The 20,868-nt window shown below is 63.9% G+C and carries 23 protein-coding genes; 17 read left to right on the top strand and 6 right to left on the bottom strand.

The annotated features are described in order from the left end of the window. Nucleotides 1-65 precede the first annotated feature (65 nt). Genes ACLD0W_RS04270 through ACLD0W_RS04255 form a run of 4 tightly spaced genes read right to left on the bottom strand, consistent with a single transcriptional unit; the run spans nt 66 to nt 4,182 of the window. On the bottom strand, nt 66-1,037 hold the full coding sequence (locus ACLD0W_RS04270) for an isopenicillin N synthase family dioxygenase (protein WP_410306256.1): 972 nt from the start codon (nt 1,035-1,037) through the stop codon (nt 66-68). Nucleotides 1,038-1,052: 15 nt separating this feature from the next. Further along, on the bottom strand, nt 1,053-1,820 hold the full coding sequence (locus tag ACLD0W_RS04265; protein ID WP_410306255.1) for an SDR family NAD(P)-dependent oxidoreductase: 768 nt from the start codon (nt 1,818-1,820) through the stop codon (nt 1,053-1,055). After that, nucleotides 1,817-2,923, bottom strand: coding sequence for a DUF1116 domain-containing protein (locus tag ACLD0W_RS04260; protein ID WP_410306254.1), 1,107 nt, complete (start codon nt 2,921-2,923; stop codon nt 1,817-1,819). Before ACLD0W_RS04260 ends, ACLD0W_RS04265 begins: the two co-directional genes overlap by 4 nt. Then, nucleotides 2,920-4,182 (bottom strand): amidohydrolase/deacetylase family metallohydrolase, encoded by a 1,263-nt coding sequence (locus ACLD0W_RS04255; protein WP_410306253.1) that lies wholly within the window; start codon nt 4,180-4,182, stop codon nt 2,920-2,922. Before ACLD0W_RS04255 ends, ACLD0W_RS04260 begins: the two co-directional genes overlap by 4 nt. A gap of 293 nt (nt 4,183-4,475) precedes the next feature. Here ACLD0W_RS04255 and ACLD0W_RS04250 point away from each other — a divergent pair, with 293 nt between their 5' ends. After that, a complete protein-coding gene (locus ACLD0W_RS04250; RefSeq protein ID WP_410306252.1) occupies nt 4,476-4,964 on the top strand; it encodes a MarR family winged helix-turn-helix transcriptional regulator in 489 nt (162 codons plus the stop codon). A 13-nt stretch (nt 4,965-4,977) separates the two neighbouring features. On the opposite strand, the gene coaBC is transcribed toward ACLD0W_RS04250, so the two are convergent. After that, nucleotides 4,978-6,174, bottom strand: coding sequence for a bifunctional phosphopantothenoylcysteine decarboxylase/phosphopantothenate--cysteine ligase CoaBC (gene coaBC / locus ACLD0W_RS04245; RefSeq protein WP_410306251.1), 1,197 nt, complete (start codon nt 6,172-6,174; stop codon nt 4,978-4,980). A 226-nt stretch (nt 6,175-6,400) separates the two neighbouring features. Between coaBC and radC the strand changes: the two genes are divergently transcribed. The 16 genes from radC to ACLD0W_RS04165 all read left to right on the top strand — a co-directional run bounded on the left by radC (nt 6,401) and on the right by ACLD0W_RS04165 (nt 19,638). Next, the gene (gene radC, locus ACLD0W_RS04240) at nt 6,401-7,078 is read left to right on the top strand and encodes a RadC family protein (RefSeq protein WP_410306250.1); all 678 of its coding nucleotides are present in this window, start codon (nt 6,401-6,403) and stop codon (nt 7,076-7,078) included. A gap of 99 nt (nt 7,079-7,177) precedes the next feature. Next, nucleotides 7,178-7,411, top strand: coding sequence for a 50S ribosomal protein L28 (gene rpmB / locus ACLD0W_RS04235; RefSeq protein ID WP_138773779.1), 234 nt, complete (start codon nt 7,178-7,180; stop codon nt 7,409-7,411). Between the two features lie 13 nt (nt 7,412-7,424). Next, nucleotides 7,425-7,595: a 50S ribosomal protein L33 gene (gene rpmG / locus ACLD0W_RS04230; protein WP_262731151.1), complete on the top strand. Its 171-nt coding sequence runs from the start codon at nt 7,425-7,427 to the stop codon at nt 7,593-7,595. A gap of 472 nt (nt 7,596-8,067) precedes the next feature. Further along, a complete protein-coding gene (locus ACLD0W_RS04225; RefSeq protein ID WP_410306249.1) occupies nt 8,068-8,298 on the top strand; it encodes a Flp family type IVb pilin in 231 nt (76 codons plus the stop codon). A gap of 6 nt (nt 8,299-8,304) precedes the next feature. Next, on the top strand, nt 8,305-8,760 hold the full coding sequence (locus ACLD0W_RS04220) for a TadE/TadG family type IV pilus assembly protein (protein WP_410306248.1): 456 nt from the start codon (nt 8,305-8,307) through the stop codon (nt 8,758-8,760). 46 nt (nt 8,761-8,806) lie between these two features. Next, complete coding sequence (cpaB, locus tag ACLD0W_RS04215) at nt 8,807-9,727, top strand: Flp pilus assembly protein CpaB (protein ID WP_410306247.1); 921 nt, start codon at nt 8,807-8,809, stop codon at nt 9,725-9,727. Beyond that, entirely contained in the window at nt 9,717-10,877 is a 1,161-nt protein-coding gene (locus tag ACLD0W_RS04210; RefSeq protein ID WP_410306246.1) for a type II and III secretion system protein family protein, read from the top strand. The genes cpaB and ACLD0W_RS04210 overlap by 11 nt, the downstream gene beginning before the upstream one ends. Before the next feature lie 2 nt (nt 10,878-10,879). Then, a complete protein-coding gene (locus ACLD0W_RS04205) occupies nt 10,880-12,067 on the top strand; it encodes a CpaE family protein (protein WP_410306245.1) in 1,188 nt (395 codons plus the stop codon). Between the two features lie 3 nt (nt 12,068-12,070). Continuing rightward, nucleotides 12,071-13,237 (top strand): CpaF family protein, encoded by a 1,167-nt coding sequence (locus ACLD0W_RS04200; RefSeq protein ID WP_410306244.1) that lies wholly within the window; start codon nt 12,071-12,073, stop codon nt 13,235-13,237. Then, nucleotides 13,230-14,144: a type II secretion system F family protein gene (locus tag ACLD0W_RS04195; RefSeq protein WP_410306243.1), complete on the top strand. Its 915-nt coding sequence runs from the start codon at nt 13,230-13,232 to the stop codon at nt 14,142-14,144. Before ACLD0W_RS04200 ends, ACLD0W_RS04195 begins: the two co-directional genes overlap by 8 nt. Next, a complete protein-coding gene (locus tag ACLD0W_RS04190; protein ID WP_410306242.1) occupies nt 14,137-15,006 on the top strand; it encodes a type II secretion system F family protein in 870 nt (289 codons plus the stop codon). The genes ACLD0W_RS04195 and ACLD0W_RS04190 overlap by 8 nt, the downstream gene beginning before the upstream one ends. A 21-nt stretch (nt 15,007-15,027) precedes the next feature. Further along, entirely contained in the window at nt 15,028-15,702 is a 675-nt protein-coding gene (locus ACLD0W_RS04185) for a tetratricopeptide repeat protein (RefSeq protein WP_410306241.1), read from the top strand. Beyond that, a complete protein-coding gene (locus ACLD0W_RS04180; protein ID WP_410306240.1) occupies nt 15,699-15,965 on the top strand; it encodes a hypothetical protein in 267 nt (88 codons plus the stop codon). Before ACLD0W_RS04185 ends, ACLD0W_RS04180 begins: the two co-directional genes overlap by 4 nt. Before the next feature lies 1 nt (nt 15,966). After that, nucleotides 15,967-17,664: a pilus assembly protein TadG-related protein gene (locus tag ACLD0W_RS04175; protein ID WP_410306239.1), complete on the top strand. Its 1,698-nt coding sequence runs from the start codon at nt 15,967-15,969 to the stop codon at nt 17,662-17,664. Between the two features lie 60 nt (nt 17,665-17,724). Then, complete coding sequence (locus tag ACLD0W_RS04170; protein WP_410306238.1) at nt 17,725-18,267, top strand: outer membrane beta-barrel protein; 543 nt, start codon at nt 17,725-17,727, stop codon at nt 18,265-18,267. Nucleotides 18,268-18,531: 264 nt separating this feature from the next. Then, nucleotides 18,532-19,638: a phosphatase PAP2 family protein gene (locus ACLD0W_RS04165; RefSeq protein WP_410306237.1), complete on the top strand. Its 1,107-nt coding sequence runs from the start codon at nt 18,532-18,534 to the stop codon at nt 19,636-19,638. Here ACLD0W_RS04165 and ACLD0W_RS04160 read toward each other — a convergent pair. Next, nucleotides 19,611-20,813, bottom strand: a complete 1,203-nt coding sequence (locus ACLD0W_RS04160) for a fatty acid desaturase (RefSeq protein WP_410306236.1) — start codon at nt 20,811-20,813, stop codon at nt 19,611-19,613. The genes ACLD0W_RS04165 and ACLD0W_RS04160 overlap by 28 nt on opposite strands. Nucleotides 20,814-20,868 lie beyond the last annotated feature (55 nt).

Raw genomic sequence — 20,868 nt, 5'->3', positions numbered from 1 at the left:
CTGCGTATACCCTCTTGTGGATAAACAAAAAAGAAAAACAAAAGTGAAACGGCCCGCGTCGATACTCAGCTGCGGGTCACCCGATACTTCTCATCGCGGTATTCGCCGGACAGCACCGGCGGGTACCTGGCTTCTCCCGGAGAAGCCACGCTCTCGATCAAGGCGTCGTAATTGGGATGGTGGAAGAAGCCAATGGAAATGCGCTGCGACAGGGACGCCGCGCTGGCGGGTGGATTCACCACCCGGTGCACGTTGGAAACCCAGCGATCATTGGTCCAGCGCATCAGCAGATCGCCGATGTTCACCACGAAGGTGTCCGGCGCGGTCTCCACGGGAATCCATTCACCGTCGCGTACCTGAACCTGCAAACCGCCCGGCTTGTTTTCGCCGTTGAGAATGGTGAGCAGGCCGTAGTCGGTGTGTTCGCCGGCACGCAATTGCCCGGGTTCCGGCGCGGTCTTCTGTTCGGGGTAAAAGTTGATGCGCATGGCGGTGATGTGCCGGTCGATCTTGTCGGCGAAGAACTGTTCGTCGAGGCCCAGCGCCAAAGCGGTCAGTTCCATCAGCTGTTCAGCCAGCGTTTCCACGCGCCGGTAGTAATCGGCGGCGGCGTCGGCAAAGTCCGATGGGCGGTCCGGCCAGCGGTTGGGAACGAAAAAGCGCTGGCCTTGTTCGCTGCTGTAATAAGGTTCGTCCGGCCAGCTCGGGCGGCCGAAATGGTAGTACTCCTTCAGATCCGGCGGGGTGTCGATGGTGTTGCCGTGGGAGAGTGCCTCGAAGCCGATGGCGCGGTAGCCACGCGGCACCGAGGGATTGTCCGGCTGCGCGCGCAGCTTTTCCGGCAACGGCAGATTGAAGAAGCGGCTGGCCCGGTCCCGCAGCCGGTCGATCACTTCCACCGGCACGCCATGACCGCGAATGGTGAAAAAGCCGACCTCGGTACAGGCGGCGTCGATCTCGCGGGCCACGCGGACCCGCTCACGGTGATCGCCACGGAGCGCCAGGGCCAGATCAATAACGGGAATGGAGGCGATCATGGAAGGCTCCTGGGATCAGTGAAAGTAAGCGCCGCCATCCACCACCAGCGTCTGGCCGGTGACGAAGGCGGCCTGGTCGCCGGCGAAGAAATCAATGGCGCCGGTGAGGTCGGCGGGCAACATGTCGCGGGCCAGCACCCGGTTGCGCAAAGAAGGTTCCTTGACGCCGGCCACCAGGTCCGCATTGCCGTGCACGCCGTCGCTCAGGGTGAAGCCAGGCGCCACGCTGTTGACGGTGATGGCGTGGCTGCCCAGCTCGGTGGCCAGCGCCCGGGTCAGCGAGATCACCGCGCCCTTGCTGGCTACGTAATGGGCCATCCACGGGTTGCCCTTGAAGGCCACCCCGGAGGAAATATTGATGATGCGAGCGTGTTCGCTGCTTTTGAGCAAAGGCAGCAACGCACGGCAGACCAGGAAAATGCCCATCACGTTGACGTCGAACACGCGCCGCCATTCGTCCAGGGAAAGCGTTTCGAAGGGGGCCGGTTTCAAGGACGAGTAGATCCCGGCGTTGTTGAGCAGAATGTCCAGCCGACCGTGGTGGTCGGTGACGGTGTCGGCCAGAGCGCTCACGGCGTCTTCCGAGGACACATCCACGCTGGCGCCGTGGGCGGACAGGCCCAGTTCGCGCAAATCGGCGGCGGCGTCTTCAGCGCCTTCGCGGTCGGCGATGATCACGGTGGCGCCACGCTGCGCCAGATGTCGGCCGGCGGCGAAGCCGATCCCCAGGGCGCCGCCGGTGACCACCGCCACGCGCCCGGCCAAGGGCAGTTGCGGATTCATGCCGGGTTCTCCGGAAAGTCGAAAAGACTCAAAGGGGGTTGGTAGAAGCCCCGGCCGAGCAGACCGGAAGCCTCGTCGCGGCCGAGAATCGCCAGATTGATGATCGGGGGGCGGCCGTCGGCGAGCAGCCGGGCCGGGTCCAGCGTGCCGGTATCCGCGTCGAACAGATCACGTCGTTCGCCGGCGTACCCGGGCAGGCTGTCGGCCCACTCCGCAAGCAGGGCCGGCGAGGCGCTGAGCGCCTGACCGCCCAGACCGCAGGCATCGATTACCGCGCTGTCGCCGATGGCACCGAGGGCGCTGTTCGAGTTCGCGCCGGGCAGAAGGGTGCCGCGTGGAGGTGCCGCCGGCACGGTGCGCCACTGGCTGGAGCCGCGCGGGCACACGCCGAAATCCACACCGTTGCCGCCGACCGCCCGGATCGGCGCCGCTCGCAGCAGCCAGGCGCTGGCCGCCATCAACGGAGTGAGCGCAAAAGACGCATTGGCGCCCAATTCGGCTTTTACCGGCCCGGGGAGGCCCTCCAGCCGGTCGAGCAGGGCCCGGGTCAGGGCGCCGGTGCGGGAATGGCAGTCGTCGCCTTCGGTAAGGGCGGACGCCACCACGGCGTGAAAGGAGATCGGATGTTTGCGGACTGTCGTTGCCAGATGGTCGGTGGCCAGTTGCGCCAGGTGCCGGAAGCGGAGCTGCCCGTCAACGGTCAGCGAACCGAAACGCACCGCCGGCGGAGGACCTTCCACCAGCGGTGCATAACGGGCGGTATCACCATCACCGGCCACGACCAACGGCATGCTGGCGCTTACCACCTGGGCCAGCGGCGTCACCACACCGTAATCCTGGGCCGGGGCCAGGGTCAGATGACCCTGCTTAAGCATATCCAGGGCTTCCGCCGCGCGGCTGGCCAGGCCTTCGAACAGAGCCGCCACCACCGCGGCGTTGCGGATGGCGTTGGGGGCGGCGCCGCGCAGCGGCGGGCCGGCGTGCAGCAGAGTGCGATCCGGCAGATCCGGCAGTGCCTGTCGGCGCGGTATCAGGTCGTGCCATAGGGCACCGGCGAACGGTGCCGCGAAGGGGTGGCCCGGATGTTGCGTGGCGCGACTCATACGGCGGTCCTTGCCAGATCCGGCAGAATCGGTGCGTCGGCGTCGTAACGCACGCCATTGAGCAGACAGAACAGCGGGCTCAGAAGACGCTGTGCGTCGACCGCCGTGTTCTCGTTGTCGCGCAGCACGAAACGACCGCGCTGATCGTCCAGAACGGTGATGTCCGCCGGATTCCCGGGTGCCAGCGAGCCGAGTTCTTCCGGCAGGCCGAAATTGGCCACCACATTGGTGGTGACCATTTTCACCACCTCCACCAGCGGCAGCCCCAGCGCCAACATGGAGGTCATTGCCGAGGCCAGCGAAAAGCGCTGTTTACCGAAGAACATGTGTTCCTTGTCGGTGTGTTCTTTGGGGGTACCGGCGGGACGGGGCACATGGGTGTTGTAGCCGTGCATATCCGCGCCCAGGGTGTGCGGCACGATGCCGGCGTCCAGGGCGATGCGCGCCATCTTGAAACTGAAATGCGAGCCGTGGCCCACATCCACCTTCAGGCCCCGGTCCAGCGCCTCGCGCACCATCGGGTGCACTTTGCCCTCCTGGTTGACGAAACCACCCGGGTGGCGCGTGAAAGGATGGGCCAGCATGTCGCCTGGCTTCAGTAGCGGCACCACGTCATCCAGTACCGAGTCGGGATCGATCGGGTGTTTGTCGGTGGGCAGCGGCCAGAGCTGGCCGAAATGAATATACAGTGGCAGGTTCGCGCGCTTTCCAATTTCCGCGCATTGGCGCATGACATCCAGCCCCCAACGCGACATCCCGCCGATCTCCGCATGGGCTTTGAAACCCTTTACCAGATCCGTGTTGGCCAGCGCCGAGGTCACCGTGGCTTCAACGTCCACGCAATCCGGTTTGTAGAGAGAGGGGTAATAGTGACCTTCCAGGCCGCCGACCAGATAGGTGGAAAGAAACGCGAAGGCCCGGGAACGATGTCCATTCGCGATGTATTCCCTGAACGCCGGTAACGTCATGCACGAGGGGCCGCCCTGATCAATCAGCGTGGTGACACCGGAGCGAACTCCACAGAGGTCAGGGTCGAGGCCGAAGCGCCCGGTCACGTACTGAAAGACATGGGCATGAGTGTCGATCATGCCGGGAATAACCAGCTTGCCGCCGACATCAATCGTTTGCGCCGCTGATGCCGCGCCGCCGGGTTCGGCCACCGCCTCGATGCGACCGTCGGTCACCAGCACGTCACGGGGGCCATCAATGTTCTGGGCGGGGTCGATCACATGCCCGCCCCTTATTAGCAGATCCGTCATGATCCGGGCTTGTCCTCTTGGTCCGTTTGGTGGAGGAAAGCTGCAACGGATATGCCAATGGTGCGGAGAACTTGAGCGGGGCTTTTTTAAGTTGTTGAAAACGAATGGTTTTCTCTGACCAATTCTTGATCTTTATAGGTGGTATGCCTCTTACATGGTGAGACTCGGGATTTTCGCATGCCGCATTAAGAGGCATACCACCTATATGCTGCACTGGTGCGGCGCTTGTTGCGTCCGCCCGGTGAGCTGGGGTGCAATAGAGCGGTTACCGCTACTCTTTTGAAGGAACATTGATGGAAGCGTCTTCTCCGCCCGCCTCGGTTGCCTCCCGGTCTTCACTCCTGGATCGGCCCGGCTTTTTGATCCGCCGGTTGCACCAGATTCACTGCTCCCTGTTTCTCGAAGAAACCCGCCGCTTCAATATCACACCGGTGCAATACAGTTTGTTGACGGCGTTGGCGGAGCGGGGAGAGCTGGATCAGGTGGGGCTGGCCACGGAAATCGGTTTGGAGCGCACCAGCGTAGCGGAAGTCATTCAGCGTCTTGAGGCGCGGGGACTGGTTTCGAGGCGACGCAGCGAAAGCGACCGGCGGGTGAAGCGGGTGCGTTTGGAGCGTAAGGGCCGTGCACTGGTCAAGCGTGTGGACGAGGCCGCGCAGCGGGCACACGATCGCACCATCGAGGCACTGCCCGAGCCGGAGCGGGCGGCCCTTTTGTCGCAATTGGTACGCCTGGTGGAGGCCAACAACGACAAAGGACAGGCGCCCTTTCGAATGCCCTAGGGCCGCCGCCCGCTCAGCTGTGGCGGATGGCGATCAGTTCGATCAGCTGCTTGGCGATCTGCGCCTTGGACGCCAGCGGCAGCACCTTGTGGCCATTGGGCCAGATCACGGTGAGGGCATTGTTGTCGCTGTTGAAGCCCACATCCGTACCGGACACATCGTTGGTGGCGATCATGTCCAGGTTCTTGTTTTTCAGCTTGCCCTGGGCGTACTCGATCACGTCCTGGGTCTCGGCGGCGAAGCCCACGGTGAAGGGGCGGTTGGCGTGGTCGGCCACGGCGGCGATGATGTCCGGGTTTTTCACCAAGGTCAGGTGAATTTCCTCGGTGGATTTCTTGATCTTGTGGTCGGCGGTGACCGTGGGCCGGTAGTCGGCCACGGCGGCGGTGGCGATAAAGATGTCGCAGCCTTTTTCCACCGCGTCCAGGCTGGCCTGGTACATTTCCTCGGCGCGGGCCACGTTGATGCGCTCCACCCGGTTGGGGGTGTCCAGCACCACCGGTCCGGCGATCAGCGTTACCCGGGCGCCGGCCTCGGCGGCGGCGGCGGCCAGGGCGAAGCCCATCTTCCCGGAGCTCTTGTTGGTCAGGTAACGCACCGGGTCGATGGGCTCGCGGGTGGGCCCGGCGGTGATTACCACATGGCGGCCGGTGAGCAGCTCATAGTCGAACACATCCGCCGCCTGGCGGATGATCTCCTCCGGTTCCTGCATGCGGCCCGGGCCCACTTCGCCGCAGGCCTGGCCGCCGCTGCCGGGGCCGAAGATGTGCACGCCTTTTTCCTGCAGGATCAGTTGGTTTTTCTGGGTGGCCGGATCCGCCCACATTTGCTGATTCATGGCCGGCGCCACCGCCACCGGGGCGCCGGTGGCCAGGCACAGGGTACTGAGCAGGTCATTGCCGTGGCCGTAGGCCAGCCGGGCCAGGAAATTGGCGGAGGCCGGGGCGATCAGCACCAGGTCGGCCCAGCGGGCCAGCTCGATGTGGCCCATGGCCGCCTCGGCGCGGGGGTCCAGCAGATCGGTGTGCACCGGGTGCCCGGACAGGGCCTGCATGGTGAGCGGCGTGATGAACTCGCAGGCGCCCTGGGTCATCACCACCCGCACTTCGGCGCCCGCGTCCTGCAGGCGGCGCACCAGGTCGGCGGCCTTGTAGGCGGCGATGCCGCCGGTCACGCCGAGGAGGATTCGCTTGTTGACCAGTCGCTGCATGCTGTTATTCCGTACAGTATTTTAAGATTTGGCTTACACGGTGGGTAGCCGATGTCGTCTGCCGTGATGGCGGCGGCTTTGGTGTAATGGGTGCCGCGGCGGTCGGAAACGGGCCGCGGCGTTCGGCAACCAGGGCCGCGGCGTTCAGAAACAGGGCAATAGAGTAGCACCAGCGTTGGCGGGCCGCATCAGGGTACCGGCGGGCGAGCCGGGAAAGGGAGGCAAGATGGCGATCTGTGATTGGCCCAAGGAAGAGCGGCCCAGGGAAAAGCTGCTGGAGCGGGGCGCGGCGTCGTTGAGCGACGCGGAGCTGCTGGCGATCTTTCTGCGCAGCGGTTCCCGTGGCCGCACCGCGGTGGATGTGGGCCGCGATATGTTGAAGCGTACCGGCAGCCTGCGTGGCCTGCTGGATCTGCCGCCGGCGCGGCTGGCGCAACTGCCGGGGATGCGGTCGGTGAACCGGCGGGCGCTGGTGCTGGGCGCGCTGGAGCTGGGTAAGCGCTACCTGGCCACGGAGCTGAAGCGCGGTTTCAGCCTGGACAATCCGGAGCCGGCGGCGCGGCTGCTCACCGCGGAATTGCGCGGTGAGCCCCGGGAGGTGTTCGCGGTGTTGTTTCTGGACAACAAGCACCGGGTGATCGGCTTCGAGAAAATGTTCTATGGCACCGTGGATGGCGCCGCCGTCTATCCCCGGGAAGTGGTGCGCCGGGCGCTGGAATTCAACGCGGCCAGCGTGATCGTGGGCCACAACCACCCGTCCGGCGTGGCCGAGCCCAGCCAGGCGGACCGGGACGTCACCGACCGGCTGCGTCGGGCCCTGGAACTGGTGGACGTGCGGGTGCTCGATCATCTGGTGATCGGGGACGGCCACTGGGAGTCGTTCAGCCGCCGCGGCTGGGTGTGAAAGCGCCGCCGGGCTTGATCATTGGCCGGGGGGATGGTATAAAACGCGCCCTTTACGGGGCTGCCCCGCCCCACAAGTTTGCATCACGGGAGCAAGATCATGTCCAAGGTTTGCCAGGTGACCGGCAAGCGGCCGGTGACGGGCCACAATGTGTCCCACTCCAACATCAAGACCAAGCGCCGCTTCGAGCCGAATCTCCACTACCACCGGTTCTGGGTGGAAAGTGAAAAGCGCTTCGTGCGCCTGCGTGTGTCCTCCAAGGGCATGCGCATCATCGACAAGAAGGGTATCGACACCGTTCTGGCCGATATCCGCGCCCGTGGCGCACTGTAAGGAGAGCTGACAGATGGCATCCGGTCCGATTCGCGAAAAGATCCGTCTGGTGTCCTCCGAGGGCACTGGTCACTTCTACACCACCACCAAGAACAAGCGTCTGCATCCCGAAAAGATGGAGACCAAGAAGTTCGATCCGGTGGTACGTAAGCACGTGATCTACAAGGAAGCGAAGATCAAGTAACGCTTCCTGCTTCCCGCTGCCAGCCTGGCAAGGGGCATTTGAAAAACCCGCCGTGGGGAATCCACGGCGGGTTTTTTCGTGTGTCTGGGATTCAGGTGGGGCCGCCGAGGTGGGGCCGCCCGGGCAGGGCCGCCATTTTGTGGCCCGCATCGCGAAAGAAACAATAAATTTCATAACGTCACAAAGTCACGCTTCCCGTTTTCCCCCAAGTTGACCATATTAAAGTCCGACGTGAGTTCCCGTTGAGGGATCCATTAGCGTCTTTTGTCCGGCGATTTCGGACGGGGCCAACAACCGGTTATCGCTCTAAAGGTACCGGTCGTCGTTCGTTTGTAACATGTAACTTGTTGATTTATTGGGGGAGTGAAACATCTATGCAATTCCATCCTGTTGTGATCAACATCACAAAGTGCCTAGTATCCCTGAGGGAAGCGTCATTGATCGCACAAGAAAGTGCCAAGGAGAGCTCACTATGAAATCGATCACTCAACTTCAATTCGGTCTCCAGAAACTGGCGGTACGGCTGTTCGGCGGTGTCTCCACCCGCGCCGACAAGCAGCGTGGGGCCAGCGCACTGGAATACATCGTTCTGGCGGCGGCGATCATTGTGATCGTCGGGGTGTTGGCGACCGTTTTCGGTGGCGACAGCAATCCGCTGTCCGATGCGTTCAGCAACCTCTTCAACAGCGCTCAAACGCCGTGATCAAAGGTGAAATCGAGCTTTAGTCGTCACCGAGGGGCGGTGGCATTGGAATTTCTGATGCTCTTCCCCTTCGTGGTGGCCATGCTCTACGCCGCCGCCGTCTACGGCATCGTGTTCTTCAGCCAGTACCGGCTGCAGAGCGTGGTGGACCGGTCGGTGGCCACGGCCCTGTACGTGGACCGTTCGGCCTATAGCGCCGATGAATTGGAAACCGAGGTTGAAGGCCGTGCCCGGAACGCGCTGACCGCCCTGCTGCAACAGCAGCCGGAACCGTTGGCGAGTATGGATCTGGACGGTGCTTCCTGTGGGGTGGAGGACGTTGGCGGCGTGACCATGTTGCACTGCCAGCTGACCTATAACTATGAGGAAAATCCCATCGTGCCGGTGATGAGTTTCGGCATGCTGGGCACATTTCCCCCGGTGCCGTCCACCCTGAACGCGGAGGCGCGAGCGGCCTTCTGACCTCCCCGATACGCTGTCGACCGACAGGGACGTTTTCGGAGGGGACATGGGATCGAAACTGCTGTACACCCTGCCGGCCCTGGGGTTGGCACTGCTGGCCCTGGTGCTGGCCCTGTTCGGCCTGAGCCGGGAGCCGGACTCCGATGGCTCGCGAAAGGTGGCTGAGAAACCGCCCGCCAGCGAGCAGGCGCCGACCTATCAATACTGGGTGGTCCGCCAGCCGGTGCCGGTGGGCGAGACGCTGTCCGAGGACAAGCTGGGCGTGGTCTCCTCGCCCACGCCGATCCCGGAGGCGCTGGCCGCCGACCAGCCCGTGGCCGGTAAGGAAGTGAAGCGCTTCGCCCGTGCCGGCGAACTGCTCGGCCCCCATCATCTGGCTGCCGGTGGCAACCTGCCCGCCAGCCTGCCCGAAGGGCACCGCGCCATCGCCATCGCGGTGGACAACGTGGTCAGCGCCGGTGGCCTGCTGCAGCCCGGCGACCGGGTGGACGTGGTCACCGCCTTCCGCCGTTCCGACAAGGACAACCCGGTGGCGCTGGTGATGCTGCGCGGGATCACGGTGCTGGCGGTGAAAGGCGCGCTTTCCGGCGCCGAGCAGAGCGACGACAACCGCCGTAACGAGACCGTGGTGCTGTCGATCCCGGAGGAAAAGGTGTCCGCGCTGATGCTGGCCTCCTCCCAGGGCCAGGTCCGTCTGGCGGTGGTGGCCGGCGACGAACGGCCCGGGACCCCGGAGGCGGAGGAACAACAACGCACCGCCGATACGACCCCGCCAACGTCGGCCACCGCGCCGGCGACGCCCCGGGTGGCGGCCAGTGACGAGCCGGCTCCGGCGCAACCCTTCTACTTCGACGACTTCTTCCCCGAAACGCCCAAGGCGGCGGCACCGGCGGCGCCCCGTGCCTCGCCGGGCCGTCGGGTCCAGGTGTTCGAGGGCGCGGAAGCAAGGAGCACCTATGTTCGCTAGCCGCGTACTGCTCGCCGCCGTGGCGCTGCTCTGCAGCCTGGTGGCTCAGGCCGAGCCCCTTTCCGGCTCCACCCGCCTGGCGCCGGGCGACCAGAAGGTGCTGACCTTCCCGGCGCCGGTGACCAAGATCGCCACCTCCAACCCGGAGGTCGCCCGGCTGACGGTGAGTGGCGACCAGGAAGTGCTGCTCACCGCCATGGCGGAAGGCACCTCGGAACTCACCATCTGGCTGCGCAATCGGGAGGCGCCCCTGCGCAGCAGTGTGGCGGTGGCCACCACACTCGGCGGCAGCCTGCCGTTCGGCACCCAGGTGCAGACCGACATCCGGGTGCTGGAGGTGAGCCGTTCGGAACTCAACAGCCTGGGCGTCTACTACGCGAATCTGTTCAACGGCGGTGAATCCGCCGTGGGCATAGCACCGCCGGGCAGCGGCTTCCGGGGCTTTCCCGGCGCCGGCGGCGCCCAGGCGCCGATCGGTGGCGACGGCTTCAACCTGTTCGGCATCGGCAGCAACTCCCTGACCATCATCAACGCCCTGGAAAGCGGCGGCTTCGCCTACACCCTGGCGGAACCTTCGTTGACCAGCCTGAGCGGCCAGAGCGCCTCGTTTCTGTCCGGCGGCGAATTCCCGGTACCCACCCGCAATGACAACAACGGCGTGCAGGTGGAGTTCAAGGAATTCGGTGTCGGCCTGAGCCTCACGCCCACCGTGATCAGCGGCGAACAGATCATCCTCAAGGTGGCCCCGGAGGTCAGCGAGCTGGACTTCTCCGCCGGCGTGGAAACCGGCGGCGTGGCGGTGCCCGGGCTGCGCGTGCGCCGCGCCGAAACCACCGTGTCCCTGGCGCCGGGGGAAACCTTCATCATCAGCGGACTGGTCAGCCGCAGCACCATCAACAGCAGCGACCGGGTGCCGGGCCTCGGCAACCTGCCGGTGCTGGGGGCCTTCTTCCGCTCCAGCCGCATTTCCCGGGACGACAAGGAGCTGGTGATGGTGGTGACGCCGCACCTGGTGACGCCCCGCAAAGCCGGCCGGCCGCCGGTCACCCTGCCCGGCGGCGCCTATCATGAGAGCAGCACCGGCTGGCTGGACATGGCCACGGAACCGCGACGCGGCTCGCAACCCATTCGCCACGGAGTGAGCTGGTAGCCATGAGCGACAACGACATTGTTCTCTCCGTAATCGACGATCCGGGCATCAAGAGCTGGCTGGAGCGGGCGGTGGACGATCCCTTCCGGGTGGAATTCGTGAGCCGCTCGGACGTTACCCGGGTGCTGCGCCTGCTGGAAGCCACCACCGCCCACCTGGTGCTGGTGGAGGTGAGCGAAAGCGATCTGGATCAGTCCCTGGCGATCATCACCGCGCTGACCAGCGCGCGGCCCTGGGTCACGGTGATCACCGTGTGCGGCTACGCCAATCAGGAGCTGTTGCTGCAGAGCATGCGCGCCGGCGCCCGGGACTGCTTCCTGGCCGGCAACGATGCCGCCGAGGTCCGTGACCGTCTGCGCCGGCATCAGTTGGTGCGCACCGGTCATTACGGCGACGAGACCCGCTCGTCGGTGAACAACCTGACCCTGGTGGCCGGCGCCGACGCCACCGTGGACACCCGCTTCCTGACCCAGAATCTGGCCATCGGCATGAACCGGCGGCACCCGCAATGGCGCTGTCTGGCCATTGATACCCAGCCCCGTGAACGGGGCGTCTTCTATCTGGAAGCCGGCAACGAGTTCACCCTGGAGAACCTGCTGTCCAGCCCGGAAACCCTGGACGAGACCCTGATCGAAACCGCCCTGGAGGAATATCGCCCGGGCCTGCGGCTGCTGTCCGGTGGTGGCGTGGTCGGCGAGCCCGCCGGCGACCGCAGCGCCGATTTGTTTATCGCCCTGAACCGCCTGATGCAGATGTTCGACCACGTGGTGGTCAATGTGGGCGTGATGCAGAGCCGCTACTGGGTGCGCGCCCTGGGCGTGCACACCCGCCATCTGCTGGTCGGCATGCAGCCGCTGGTGGACCACGTGCACGCCGCCCGCACCCTGGTGCAGGACTGGCGCTCCCACCTGGGCAAGGGCAGCGAGTTGGGCCTGGTGGTGGACGGCTACGACAGCGCCGTGCCACCGGACAAGAACGAGATCAGCGAGACCGTCCGCGCGCCGGTGTTCGCCACCCTGCCGATGGACTGGCGCCACCGTCTGATGGCGGTGAACTCCGGTCGACCGATACTCGAACAGGCGCCGCGCTGCGCCTACAGCCGCCACCTGGGCGGGCTGCTCAACATCATGGATGGTGACGCGGACACTTCGCGAGGGCAGGGCCTGCTGACTCGCGTCCTGGGGAGATAAGCCGTGCCGGGCCGTATCGACCAGGAATATCAGCAGCTGAAGGAGCGCGCTCACCGTTGGGTGGTGGAGCGCCTCGACGAGGAAGGCATCGAGGTGGGCCGCGCCGAACGGGAGGTGCTGGCGGAGTTCGTCAACCACCAGGTCGCTCAATACATAACGCAAAACCGGGTGCCCCTGTCGACGCAGGACCTGAAGCAGCTGTCGCGGGACACTCTCTTTGAAGTGGTGGGCTTCGGCCCGCTGGAGCCGCTGCTGATGGATGAGCGCGTCAACGACATTCTGGTCAACGGTCCCGAACATGTGTTCGTGGAAGTGGCCGGTATTCTTCAAAGAGCGCATACGCGTTTTATCAACGACGAACATGTGATCCGTGTGATCCGCCGTATGCTGGCGCCGCTGGGCCGGCGCCTGGACGAAGCCAGCCCGATGGTGGACGCCCGGCTGCCGGACGGTTCCCGGGTCAACGCCATCATTCCGCCGCTGGCGCTGGACGGGCCGTCCATCAGTATCCGTAAGTTCACCGGTAACCATCTGACCGCGCGGCAACTGATCGAAAGCGGCTCCATGACCCAGGCCTGCCTGGACGTGTTGATCCGCGCCGTGGAGTCGCGCCGCAATATCATCATCAGCGGCGGTACCGGCACCGGCAAGACCACCATGCTGAACCTGATCAGCCAGTACATCCCACGGACCGAGCGCATCCTGACCATCGAGGATTCCGCCGAGCTGGTGCTGCACCATCCCCACGTGGTGCGGCTGGAAACCCGTCCGGCCAACACCGAGGGCAAGGGCCGCATCTCGCCCCGGGAGCTGGTGGTCAATGCGCTGCGGATGCGCCCGGACCGGATCATTCTCGGTGAGGTGCGCTCCGCGGAAATCATCGAGCTGCTGCAGGCCATGAACACCGGCCACGAAGGGTCGATGAGTACCATCCACGCCAACAACACCCGCGATGCCCTGGTGCGCATCGAGACGCTGCTGGCGGTAAGCGGCTACGACGCCAGCGAAAAGGCCATCGGGCGGCTGATCGGCTCGGCGCTGGACATCATCATCCAGCTGGTACGCCGGCCGGACGGCAAGCGGGCGGTGAGCGAGGTGGTGTCGCTCAGCCCCACCGACACCGACCCGTACCATATGGATTACCTCTACCGGAGCCAGCAGGATGAGTAGCGTCGCGCTGCTCGGCGCCGCCCGGGCCCTGGCGATTCTGGCGGTGCTGCTGCTGGCGGGCCAGTTGCTGTGGATACGGTTCCGGGAGCGGCGTTATCTCAATGAGCGCGTGCGCCAGCGCATGAGCGTGGCGGCCACCGCCAGCGACGGCGCCGCGCGGGTCAAGCTGACGCCGCTGGAGAGCACCCTGCTGCGCGCTGATATTCAGCTGTCGCGACCCCAGCTGATGCTGATCGGCCTGCTGATTCTCACCTTCCTGGTGATGGTGGCGGCCATCAAGGGCACCCTGGTGGCACTGATCAGCGGTGTGCTGATCGCCATCACCCTGTGGATGTACTGGCGTATGCGTTTTCAGCAGCAACGCCGCCGTATCTACGAAGAACTGCCGGGCATCATCGACTCCGTGCTGCGTTACATGAGCGCCGGCCGTTCGCTGGAAAGCGCGTTGGTGGAAGCGTTCCGGGAAAGCTCGGCGGTGTTCGATACCCTGCAGTTCCGCTTGCGCAGCGCGGTGGAAGCGGGCCGCGACTACACCGGCCTGTTCGAGGATTACGCCGCCCTTTACCGGGTGCCGTCGTTGGTGCTGGTGTCCATCGCGCTGCGCACCTCGGCGCGTTTCGGGTCTTCCATTCAGCCGGTGTTCAGGCAGGTGGCCGGTTCGCTGCGTTCACAGCAGGAGCTGCGCCGGGAGTTCCTCGCCGCCACCGCCGAAATCCGCTTCACCGCCCTGGCCTTCGCGCTGCTGCCGGTGGGGCTGGCCGCCTACATGATCTTTATGAACGAGAACTACTCGGACGTGCTGCTGAGCAGCGACACCGGCCATTGGATGCTGGGCATCGCCGGCGGGTTGCAGGCCCTGGGCATGATCCTGATCTGGCGCATGATCCAGGGGGTGGGCCGTGACTGAAGCGCTGTTTCTGCTGGCTCTGTTGTTCGCCCTGTCGGCCGCCTGGGTGGGGCTTTATATGACGCCGCGCTGGATACGCCGTGCGCGGGTGCTGCGGCGTCTGGACCCGGGCGCCGCCGACACCGATGACGACGCCCAGTTCTGGCTGTCCCGCTGGGCCCGGCGGCTCACCGAGTCGTCGCTGGCGCGCGAGGATTATCGGGAGATCGGTGACGCCTTCCTGGTCACCGGTCGTTCCCCGGAGCGCGCCCAGTTGCTGTATCTGCTGTTCTGCTGGCTGGTACCGGCGATGGTCATCGTGGCCGGGTTCATGCTGTTCGGGGTATTGCCCGGCATGCTGATCGCCGCCGCCGCCTTTCTGGTGCCACGGCGCACCATTCGTTCCCTGGGCCACAAAGCCGAGCAGCAGCAGAACCTGGAAGCCATCGAGCTGTGCCACCTGACGCGCATGCTGATGGAAGCGGGCCTGTCCCTGGAGCGGGTGCTCAGATTGATCGCGGTGCAAGGCCGGCCGTTGCTGCCGGCCCTTTCGGTGCGACTGGACCGCTTCAACCGGTTGATGGAATCCGGCGCGGAACGCAGCCTGGCGCTGGATGAGCTGGGCGAGAACCGCAATATTCCGGTGCTGCGCAGCTACGTGATCCTGATGAAGCAAAGCAGCCAGGTGGGCGCGGCGGTGTCGGAGAGCCTGGACCAGATTATCGACGAAGCGCAGAACGTGGAGCGCAATCGTATCAGCGAACAGACCAATAAAATCGGCGCGAAAATGACCGTCATCATGATGGCTTTCATGCTGCCCGCGCTGTTCATTCTCATTGGCGGCCCGGCGATGATTTCCATCGCCGACTCACTGAGCCGATAAAGACAGGAAGGGAGTAGAGGGATGCGTTCAACGATTCTCGGACTGACGGTGGCGGTGCTGGCCGCCGGCTGTGCCTACCAGCCGCCGGCGTCCGACACCACGCATCGCACGGCGCCGGAGAACCTGACCTGCAACGCGCGCATACAGCCGGAAGAACAGGTGCAGCTGGACCGCGTGGACACCCTGATGGCGCGGGACCATGACCACGCCGCCCTGGCGCAACTGGAGGCGCGCCCGCTTTCCACGGTGGATCACTGGGTCCGCTACGGTCAGTTGAAGGCCGCCACCGGCCAGCTCGATGAAGCCGAGCGCGTGTTTCAGGGGCTGGTGGACCAGTGCGGTACCGGGCGTAGCCACCATGGGCTGGGCATGGTGCTGCTGAAGAAAGACGAAGTGCTGGCGGCGCTCAATCACCTCAAAGTGGCCCGGGAGAAAACGCCGGCGTCCGCCCAGGTGCGTAACGATTACGGCTATGTGCTGCTGATGATGGGCGAATACGACCAGGCGGCCTACGAACTGCGCACCGCCATGGAACTGGGCGACGGCCAGGGGCCGGTGCGCCAGAACCTGGCGGTGGCCTATCTGTTAACGGAAAACTGGGCCGGACTGCAGTGGATGACCCAGGAATACAACTTCACCGGCAAGGAACGGGACTACGCGGAACGCCTTGCGCAGACCTTCAGGAGCGTGCAATGAAAGCCTGGCTCGCACTACTCATCGCGCTGCCGCTGGCGGCCATCGCCGATCAACCGCCGGCCCATGGCCTGTCCGGCGACATCGCCGCCGACCGGCTGCCCACCGCCACCGAACGGGCACTGGAACAACAACGCCGCTCGCCACCGGCCACGCACAGCGAGATCTCCAACGGCGTCTACGTGGATTCTCAGCGCCGGCTGAGCGACAGCTTCCGCCAGCCGATCCCGGACAGTTTCGGCAACCAGACCCGCGACGAGAACTGACATGAACCGGCAGCGCGGCGCCCTGACTTTTATCGTCCCGTTGATCATGGTGATCATCGTGCTGTTCGGCACCCTGGCCATCGATGGCGCGCGCCTGTATTCGTTGCGCCAGGACATGCAGAGCCAGGTCAACGCCGCCGCCACCGCCGCGGCGGACAGCGCGCACAGCTGCTCGAGTTTTTCTTCGGTGCAGAGCGCGGGTCAGATTCAGGCCCTGGCCGAAGACGCCGCGAAGGCCAGCGGCTGGGACGGGCAAGGTGAGTTCCAGGTTGCCACCGGCGTTATCGATGGTCAGGAAGGCAGCCTGAATTTCCGGCCCGCTGATGTCCTTCAGGCCAACGCGGTGGCGGTGCGCTATGAACGAGATGTGCCAATTTCCTTATTGCTTCCGGATCGTTTCGCCAATCTCTCGTTGACGGTCAGTGCGGCGGCGAAGAAGGAAGTGCTGGCTACGGTCAGCGCCGCCGGAACCACGGCGGTAGCGGGCGGTGGAACGGGTTCGGCCACGGTGCTGAACAGCCTGTTGGGTGCGCTGTTCAATGGCGGTCAGCCTTACGCGTTTTCACCCACGGATCTCAATCAGCTGGCGGATGTGACCGTCCGGCTCGGTGATCTGCTGGACCAGACCGGCGTCGGAGGGGTGGTGAATAACCTGCCCGTGGACGCGGAAGGGCTCGCCGAAAATCTGTCGGGCGTGCTGGGCGCTTTGAGTCCCGCCGGCAGGCTGGCGGACGACCTGCTGGATTCGGCGGTGGGTCTGGATGGGGTCAGCGTGGAACAGGTTTTGAAACTGGCCGAGGAAGGCGCGGCGGTTCCCGAGAACGCCAGTATTCCGGTTTACGATCTGTTGATGAGCCTGGCTTTGAACACGCTTGAAGGCACCTCCGTGATGTTGGAAAACATCGGCGTCAGCGTGCCCGGCCTGGCCGACGTGGATGCCCGCGTGGAAGTGTTCAAAGCGCCTTCCGTGGTGGTGGCGCCGGCGAGACAGGACGAGAACGGAGAGTGGCTGGGGCATGTGGAAACCGCCGACGTGGCGATCCGCTTGGCCACCAAAATCGATACGAATCTTACCATTCTAGGAACCGGACTGAGAGCGCGTATTGATCTGCCTTTGGATGTGGAAACCGGCAGTGGTGAGGCGGACTTGGTACGAGCCCGTTGTGCCTCGGGTGCCGGCAATGACGTGGTGTTCGGTCTCACCGGGCGCATCGGCATTGCCGGTATCGATGGCGCCGCCGATATCAATGTGCAGCTCCAACTTTTGGGTATACCCATCACGCTTCTGGGCTTGCGGCTCAATGTGGACCTGCCGGTGGATGGTGGACCTTTTGATATTGAGACCGACCCGATTTCACTGAACGCCGTGGAAAAACAGAGCTTCGTACGTGGTGGCGATTTGCAGCTAGGGGGATTATCCGATGCGAACCTTTCCATTGAAGGGTCGGCGCACGCGGCCAGTTACAACTGTGGTCTGATTTGCGGTGCTGTAAATGTTCTGTTGAGCCCGATTGTTGCACTTTTGAATGGCGTGCTTCAATCCAGTTTGCTTGGGCTAGTCACCAATATTCTGGAAGCCGTGGTCAATCCGCTGCTGTCTGGCCTGGGCCTGGACCTGGGTGTGATGAATGTCGCGGTTACCGATGCGCAGCAAGGCCGGGTGGTCTTGATCGAAGGCTTGCAGGAGGACGTCTTCTAAATCATGTGGAGGTATGGGGGCGCTCCAAGGAAGATCACAATTAGAAAAGGAGAAACTAAGATGAAAATAAGGAAAGCGAAAACTTTTGGGGTTTGGTCCGCCGGCGTGATTCCGCTCGCTGCCGTGTTGGCGTTGCCTGTCAACGCTCAGGCCCGGGAAGGCCTGTTTTTGGGCGTGGGCGCAGGCTGGTCAGGAAGCGATGTGCAACTGGACTCCGGCCCGGTTCTTGATATTGACGGTGTTGCAGCGGATGGTCTGGCGGGCATCGCCTTCGCCGGCTATGGCTGGCGTGGTCGCCAGGGTTTCTTCGCCGTGGAGGCGAACATGGGTGCCCGCAATGCCGACGCGGACATTAATTTCGCCGGTGGCAAAATCAGTGTGGAAAGCTCAACCAGCTACGGACTTGGCGTATTGCTGGGCGGGGCGTTGGAAGGCGCAACGCCCTACTTGAGGTTGGGGTGGCAGGTATCGAACTACGAAGTGAGCGCTTTCCAAAGCGACGATCAGGATCACGATGGGTTCCGCTATGGTTTGGGGGCATTGCTGCCGCTTCAGGAGGGCCTGGACATGAGACTGGAGTGGACCCAGACCCGCTATGGATAGGAAAAATACTTCCAGAATCAGCTTGAGGTGGAGCCCACCGAAAACCTGTTTTCCGTGGCCCTTTCGTTACGCTATTGAGCATGACGATGCTGGCGGTCCGCCCGGTGAAGCCGGGCGGAACCCGCGTTCAGGGGTGTCGCGGTGGCGCCTACGGTATGTGATCAGAGGAGCGTTATGTGCTCGTCATCTTCCGGGGCTGATCGGCTCGTAAGGAAACCTGGTTCTACCGGCGTTGATCGGCTTCGCTTCCGTATCGTTCGTGGTATGCGCCAGGTCCTTATAGAGGATGGCGATATCATTACCCTTTTGCTCGCTTTCTCCGGCGCCACCTGGGCGGTCGCCCACCTCTATAATCTGGAAAACAGGTTTTCACTTACCATCTATCCGAGGATCGCGCTTATCGCTATCGGTGCGCTACTGGGGGTTCTTTTTCTCTGGCGTGCGTTGCGGCTGTTGTTGGTCATCAGGCCCGCCTATCCTCTGCGGGAGATGCTGCAAGAGGCAGTCGCTTTTGTTCGAGGGGCGGGGGTGCTGAGGACGGCGACTCTGCTTTTTTGCTTCAGCCTGTTCTTCTCCGCCGTTTCTTCCTTCAAATCCTTTATACCCGTGATCAACCCATATCACTGGGATGGCTTTTGGCTTGAGGCGGACAGAATTCTGCACGGAGGCACGGACCCGTGGCGGATCATCCACGACTTTGTCGTTTCCCTCCGCCTGACCTGGCCTATCAACGTTCTGTACAACCTGTGGTTTTTTCTGGTCGTCGGCGTGCTGTTCTGGATGATTGTCGATCATCGGCGGCCCGTGCTGAGAAAGCGCTTTATCATCAGCTACGCGTTGGCGTGGATCGTGAATGGTTGCCTGCTGGCGCTGCTTTTTTCTTCCGCGGGGCCCTGCTATTTCGGTCGGTTGTTCCCCGGTGTGGAGAATCCCTATGCGCCGCTGATGACGTACCTGGCGCAGGTGAGTGATGGTCAGCCGGTATGGGCGGTGGCCACGCAGAACTATCTCTGGGAACTGTACGAGAAAAACCGCTTTGCCATCGGTTCCGGCATATCAGCCATGCCCAGCATGCATGTTTCGCTGGCCTGGCTGCTGTTCCTGGCCGCGACGCGGATTGGCCGGCGACTGGCGGCTCTGGCCTTTGCCTACTCAATGGTGATCTTGCTGGGGTCCGTGCATCTTGGGTGGCATTATCTGGTGGATGGCTACCTTTCCATTGCCACCACGACCCTGATCTGGATCGTCGTTTGCCGTTGCTACGCGGGAGGGGGATCCAGGAAACCGGATCGAACGGTATTGTGGAATGATCCGCCCGGCGAGGCCGGGCGGTTCGGTCGGGATCAGGCGCGCACGGCGCTGACGCGGTAACCCTTCAACGTTTGCACGAAGTCCTGCAGGGCGTGGATGCCGGACGCTTCCGCGTCGCGGCACCATTGCGCCAGGGCTTCCAGCATATGGGCGGAGTCGCGGCTTTTCTGGCTCCAGATGGCCTGCAGGCGCAGGCGGTAATCATAGATCGTCGCCAGGGTATGGTTGTGCTCGGTGAGCCGGGTCAGGTCGTGGGTGTGGCGTTTCTTGAAGAAACGCTGATCCCGGTGCAGCAAGGCGCTGGCCCGGTGATAGAGGTCGCGGGTGGCGTCACAGGCGCGGGCGCGTTCCTGGGCGAACACCGGCTTGATCACCGCGCGGCGGTACTGCGCCATCACCTGGAAGCGGTGCTGCATCAGCGCGCGCAGGGTGTCCAGGTCGACGCTGTGCCGGGGACGGGCGAGCACCGGCTTGGGCGCCACTTTTTTCACCTTGGCGAGACGCAGGATCTCGAACAGGCGGATCCAGGCCCAGCCCATGTCGAACTCAAAGCGCCGCACGGACAGCTTGGCGGAGTTCGGGTAGGTGTGGTGGTTGTTGTGCAGCTCCTCGCCGCCGATCAGGATGCCCCAGGGCAGCACGTTGCGGGAGGCGTCGGCGCACTCGAAATTGCGGTAACCCCAGTAGTGGCCGATGCCATTGATCACCCCGGCGGCGAACAGGGGGATCCAGATCATCTGCACCGCCCAGACGGTGATGCCGGCCACGCCGAACAGGGCCAGATCAATGGCGCCCATCAGGGCGATGCCCAGAAAGCTGTAGCGGCTATAGACACGGCGCTCGACCCAGTCGTCCGGGCAGCCGGCGCCATATTTGTCCAGGGTTTCCTGGTTGGCGGCTTCCGCCTGGTACAGTTCGGCGCCTTCGCTGAACACCTTGCGAATGCCCAGGACCTGCGGGCTGTGCGGGTCTTCCTCGGTGTCGCAGCGGGCGTGGTGTTTGCGGTGGATGGCGGTCCAGGCGCGGGTGTTCTGGCCGGTGGTCAGCCACAGCCAGAAGCGGAAAAAGTGCTGCAGGGCCGGGTGCAGATCCAGGCTGCGGTGGGCCGAGTAGCGGTGCAGATAGACGGTCACGCTGACGATGGTCACATGGGTGAGAGCCAGGGTGATCAGCAGCAGGGTCCAGGGGCCGGGCGCGAGCAGGCCTCCGGAGAGGAAGTTCAGTACATCATTCATGGGAAGTAACACGGTTGCGGGACGCATGGCCCCTGATGGTAATCGGTATTTTCCG

This window comes from Alloalcanivorax sp. C16-1 (assembly GCF_046507805.1).
GTDB lineage: Bacteria > Pseudomonadota > Gammaproteobacteria > Pseudomonadales > Alcanivoracaceae > Alloalcanivorax.
The sequence above is the reverse complement of the archived record's forward strand: the minus strand, read 5'-3'. Positions and strand labels throughout refer to the sequence as shown.

Bases quoted from the DNA above. Each gene is read 5' to 3' on its own strand.
- ACLD0W_RS04270 (WP_410306256.1), bottom strand. From the start codon at position 1,037: ATGATCGCCTCCATTCCCGTTATTGATCTGGCCCTGGCGCTCCGTGGC.
- ACLD0W_RS04265 (WP_410306255.1), bottom strand. From the start codon at position 1,820: ATGAATCCGCAACTGCCCTTGGCCGGGCGCGTGGCGGTGGTCACCGGC.
- ACLD0W_RS04260 (WP_410306254.1), bottom strand. From the start codon at position 2,923: ATGAGTCGCGCCACGCAACATCCGGGCCACCCCTTCGCGGCACCGTTC.
- ACLD0W_RS04255 (WP_410306253.1), bottom strand. From the start codon at position 4,182: ATGACGGATCTGCTAATAAGGGGCGGGCATGTGATCGACCCCGCCCAG.
- ACLD0W_RS04250 (WP_410306252.1), top strand. From the start codon at position 4,476: ATGGAAGCGTCTTCTCCGCCCGCCTCGGTTGCCTCCCGGTCTTCACTC.
- coaBC (WP_410306251.1), bottom strand. From the start codon at position 6,174: ATGCAGCGACTGGTCAACAAGCGAATCCTCCTCGGCGTGACCGGCGGC.
- radC (WP_410306250.1), top strand. From the start codon at position 6,401: ATGGCGATCTGTGATTGGCCCAAGGAAGAGCGGCCCAGGGAAAAGCTG.
- rpmB (WP_138773779.1), top strand. From the start codon at position 7,178: ATGTCCAAGGTTTGCCAGGTGACCGGCAAGCGGCCGGTGACGGGCCAC.
- rpmG (WP_262731151.1), top strand. From the start codon at position 7,425: ATGGCATCCGGTCCGATTCGCGAAAAGATCCGTCTGGTGTCCTCCGAG.
- ACLD0W_RS04225 (WP_410306249.1), top strand. From the start codon at position 8,068: ATGAAATCGATCACTCAACTTCAATTCGGTCTCCAGAAACTGGCGGTA.
- cpaB (WP_410306247.1), top strand. From the start codon at position 8,807: ATGGGATCGAAACTGCTGTACACCCTGCCGGCCCTGGGGTTGGCACTG.
- ACLD0W_RS04210 (WP_410306246.1), top strand. From the start codon at position 9,717: ATGTTCGCTAGCCGCGTACTGCTCGCCGCCGTGGCGCTGCTCTGCAGC.
- ACLD0W_RS04205 (WP_410306245.1), top strand. From the start codon at position 10,880: ATGAGCGACAACGACATTGTTCTCTCCGTAATCGACGATCCGGGCATC.
- ACLD0W_RS04195 (WP_410306243.1), top strand. From the start codon at position 13,230: ATGAGTAGCGTCGCGCTGCTCGGCGCCGCCCGGGCCCTGGCGATTCTG.
- ACLD0W_RS04185 (WP_410306241.1), top strand. From the start codon at position 15,028: ATGCGTTCAACGATTCTCGGACTGACGGTGGCGGTGCTGGCCGCCGGC.
- ACLD0W_RS04180 (WP_410306240.1), top strand. From the start codon at position 15,699: ATGAAAGCCTGGCTCGCACTACTCATCGCGCTGCCGCTGGCGGCCATC.
- ACLD0W_RS04175 (WP_410306239.1), top strand. From the start codon at position 15,967: ATGAACCGGCAGCGCGGCGCCCTGACTTTTATCGTCCCGTTGATCATG.
- ACLD0W_RS04170 (WP_410306238.1), top strand. From the start codon at position 17,725: ATGAAAATAAGGAAAGCGAAAACTTTTGGGGTTTGGTCCGCCGGCGTG.
- ACLD0W_RS04165 (WP_410306237.1), top strand. From the start codon at position 18,532: ATGCGCCAGGTCCTTATAGAGGATGGCGATATCATTACCCTTTTGCTC.
- ACLD0W_RS04160 (WP_410306236.1), bottom strand. From the start codon at position 20,813: ATGAATGATGTACTGAACTTCCTCTCCGGAGGCCTGCTCGCGCCCGGC.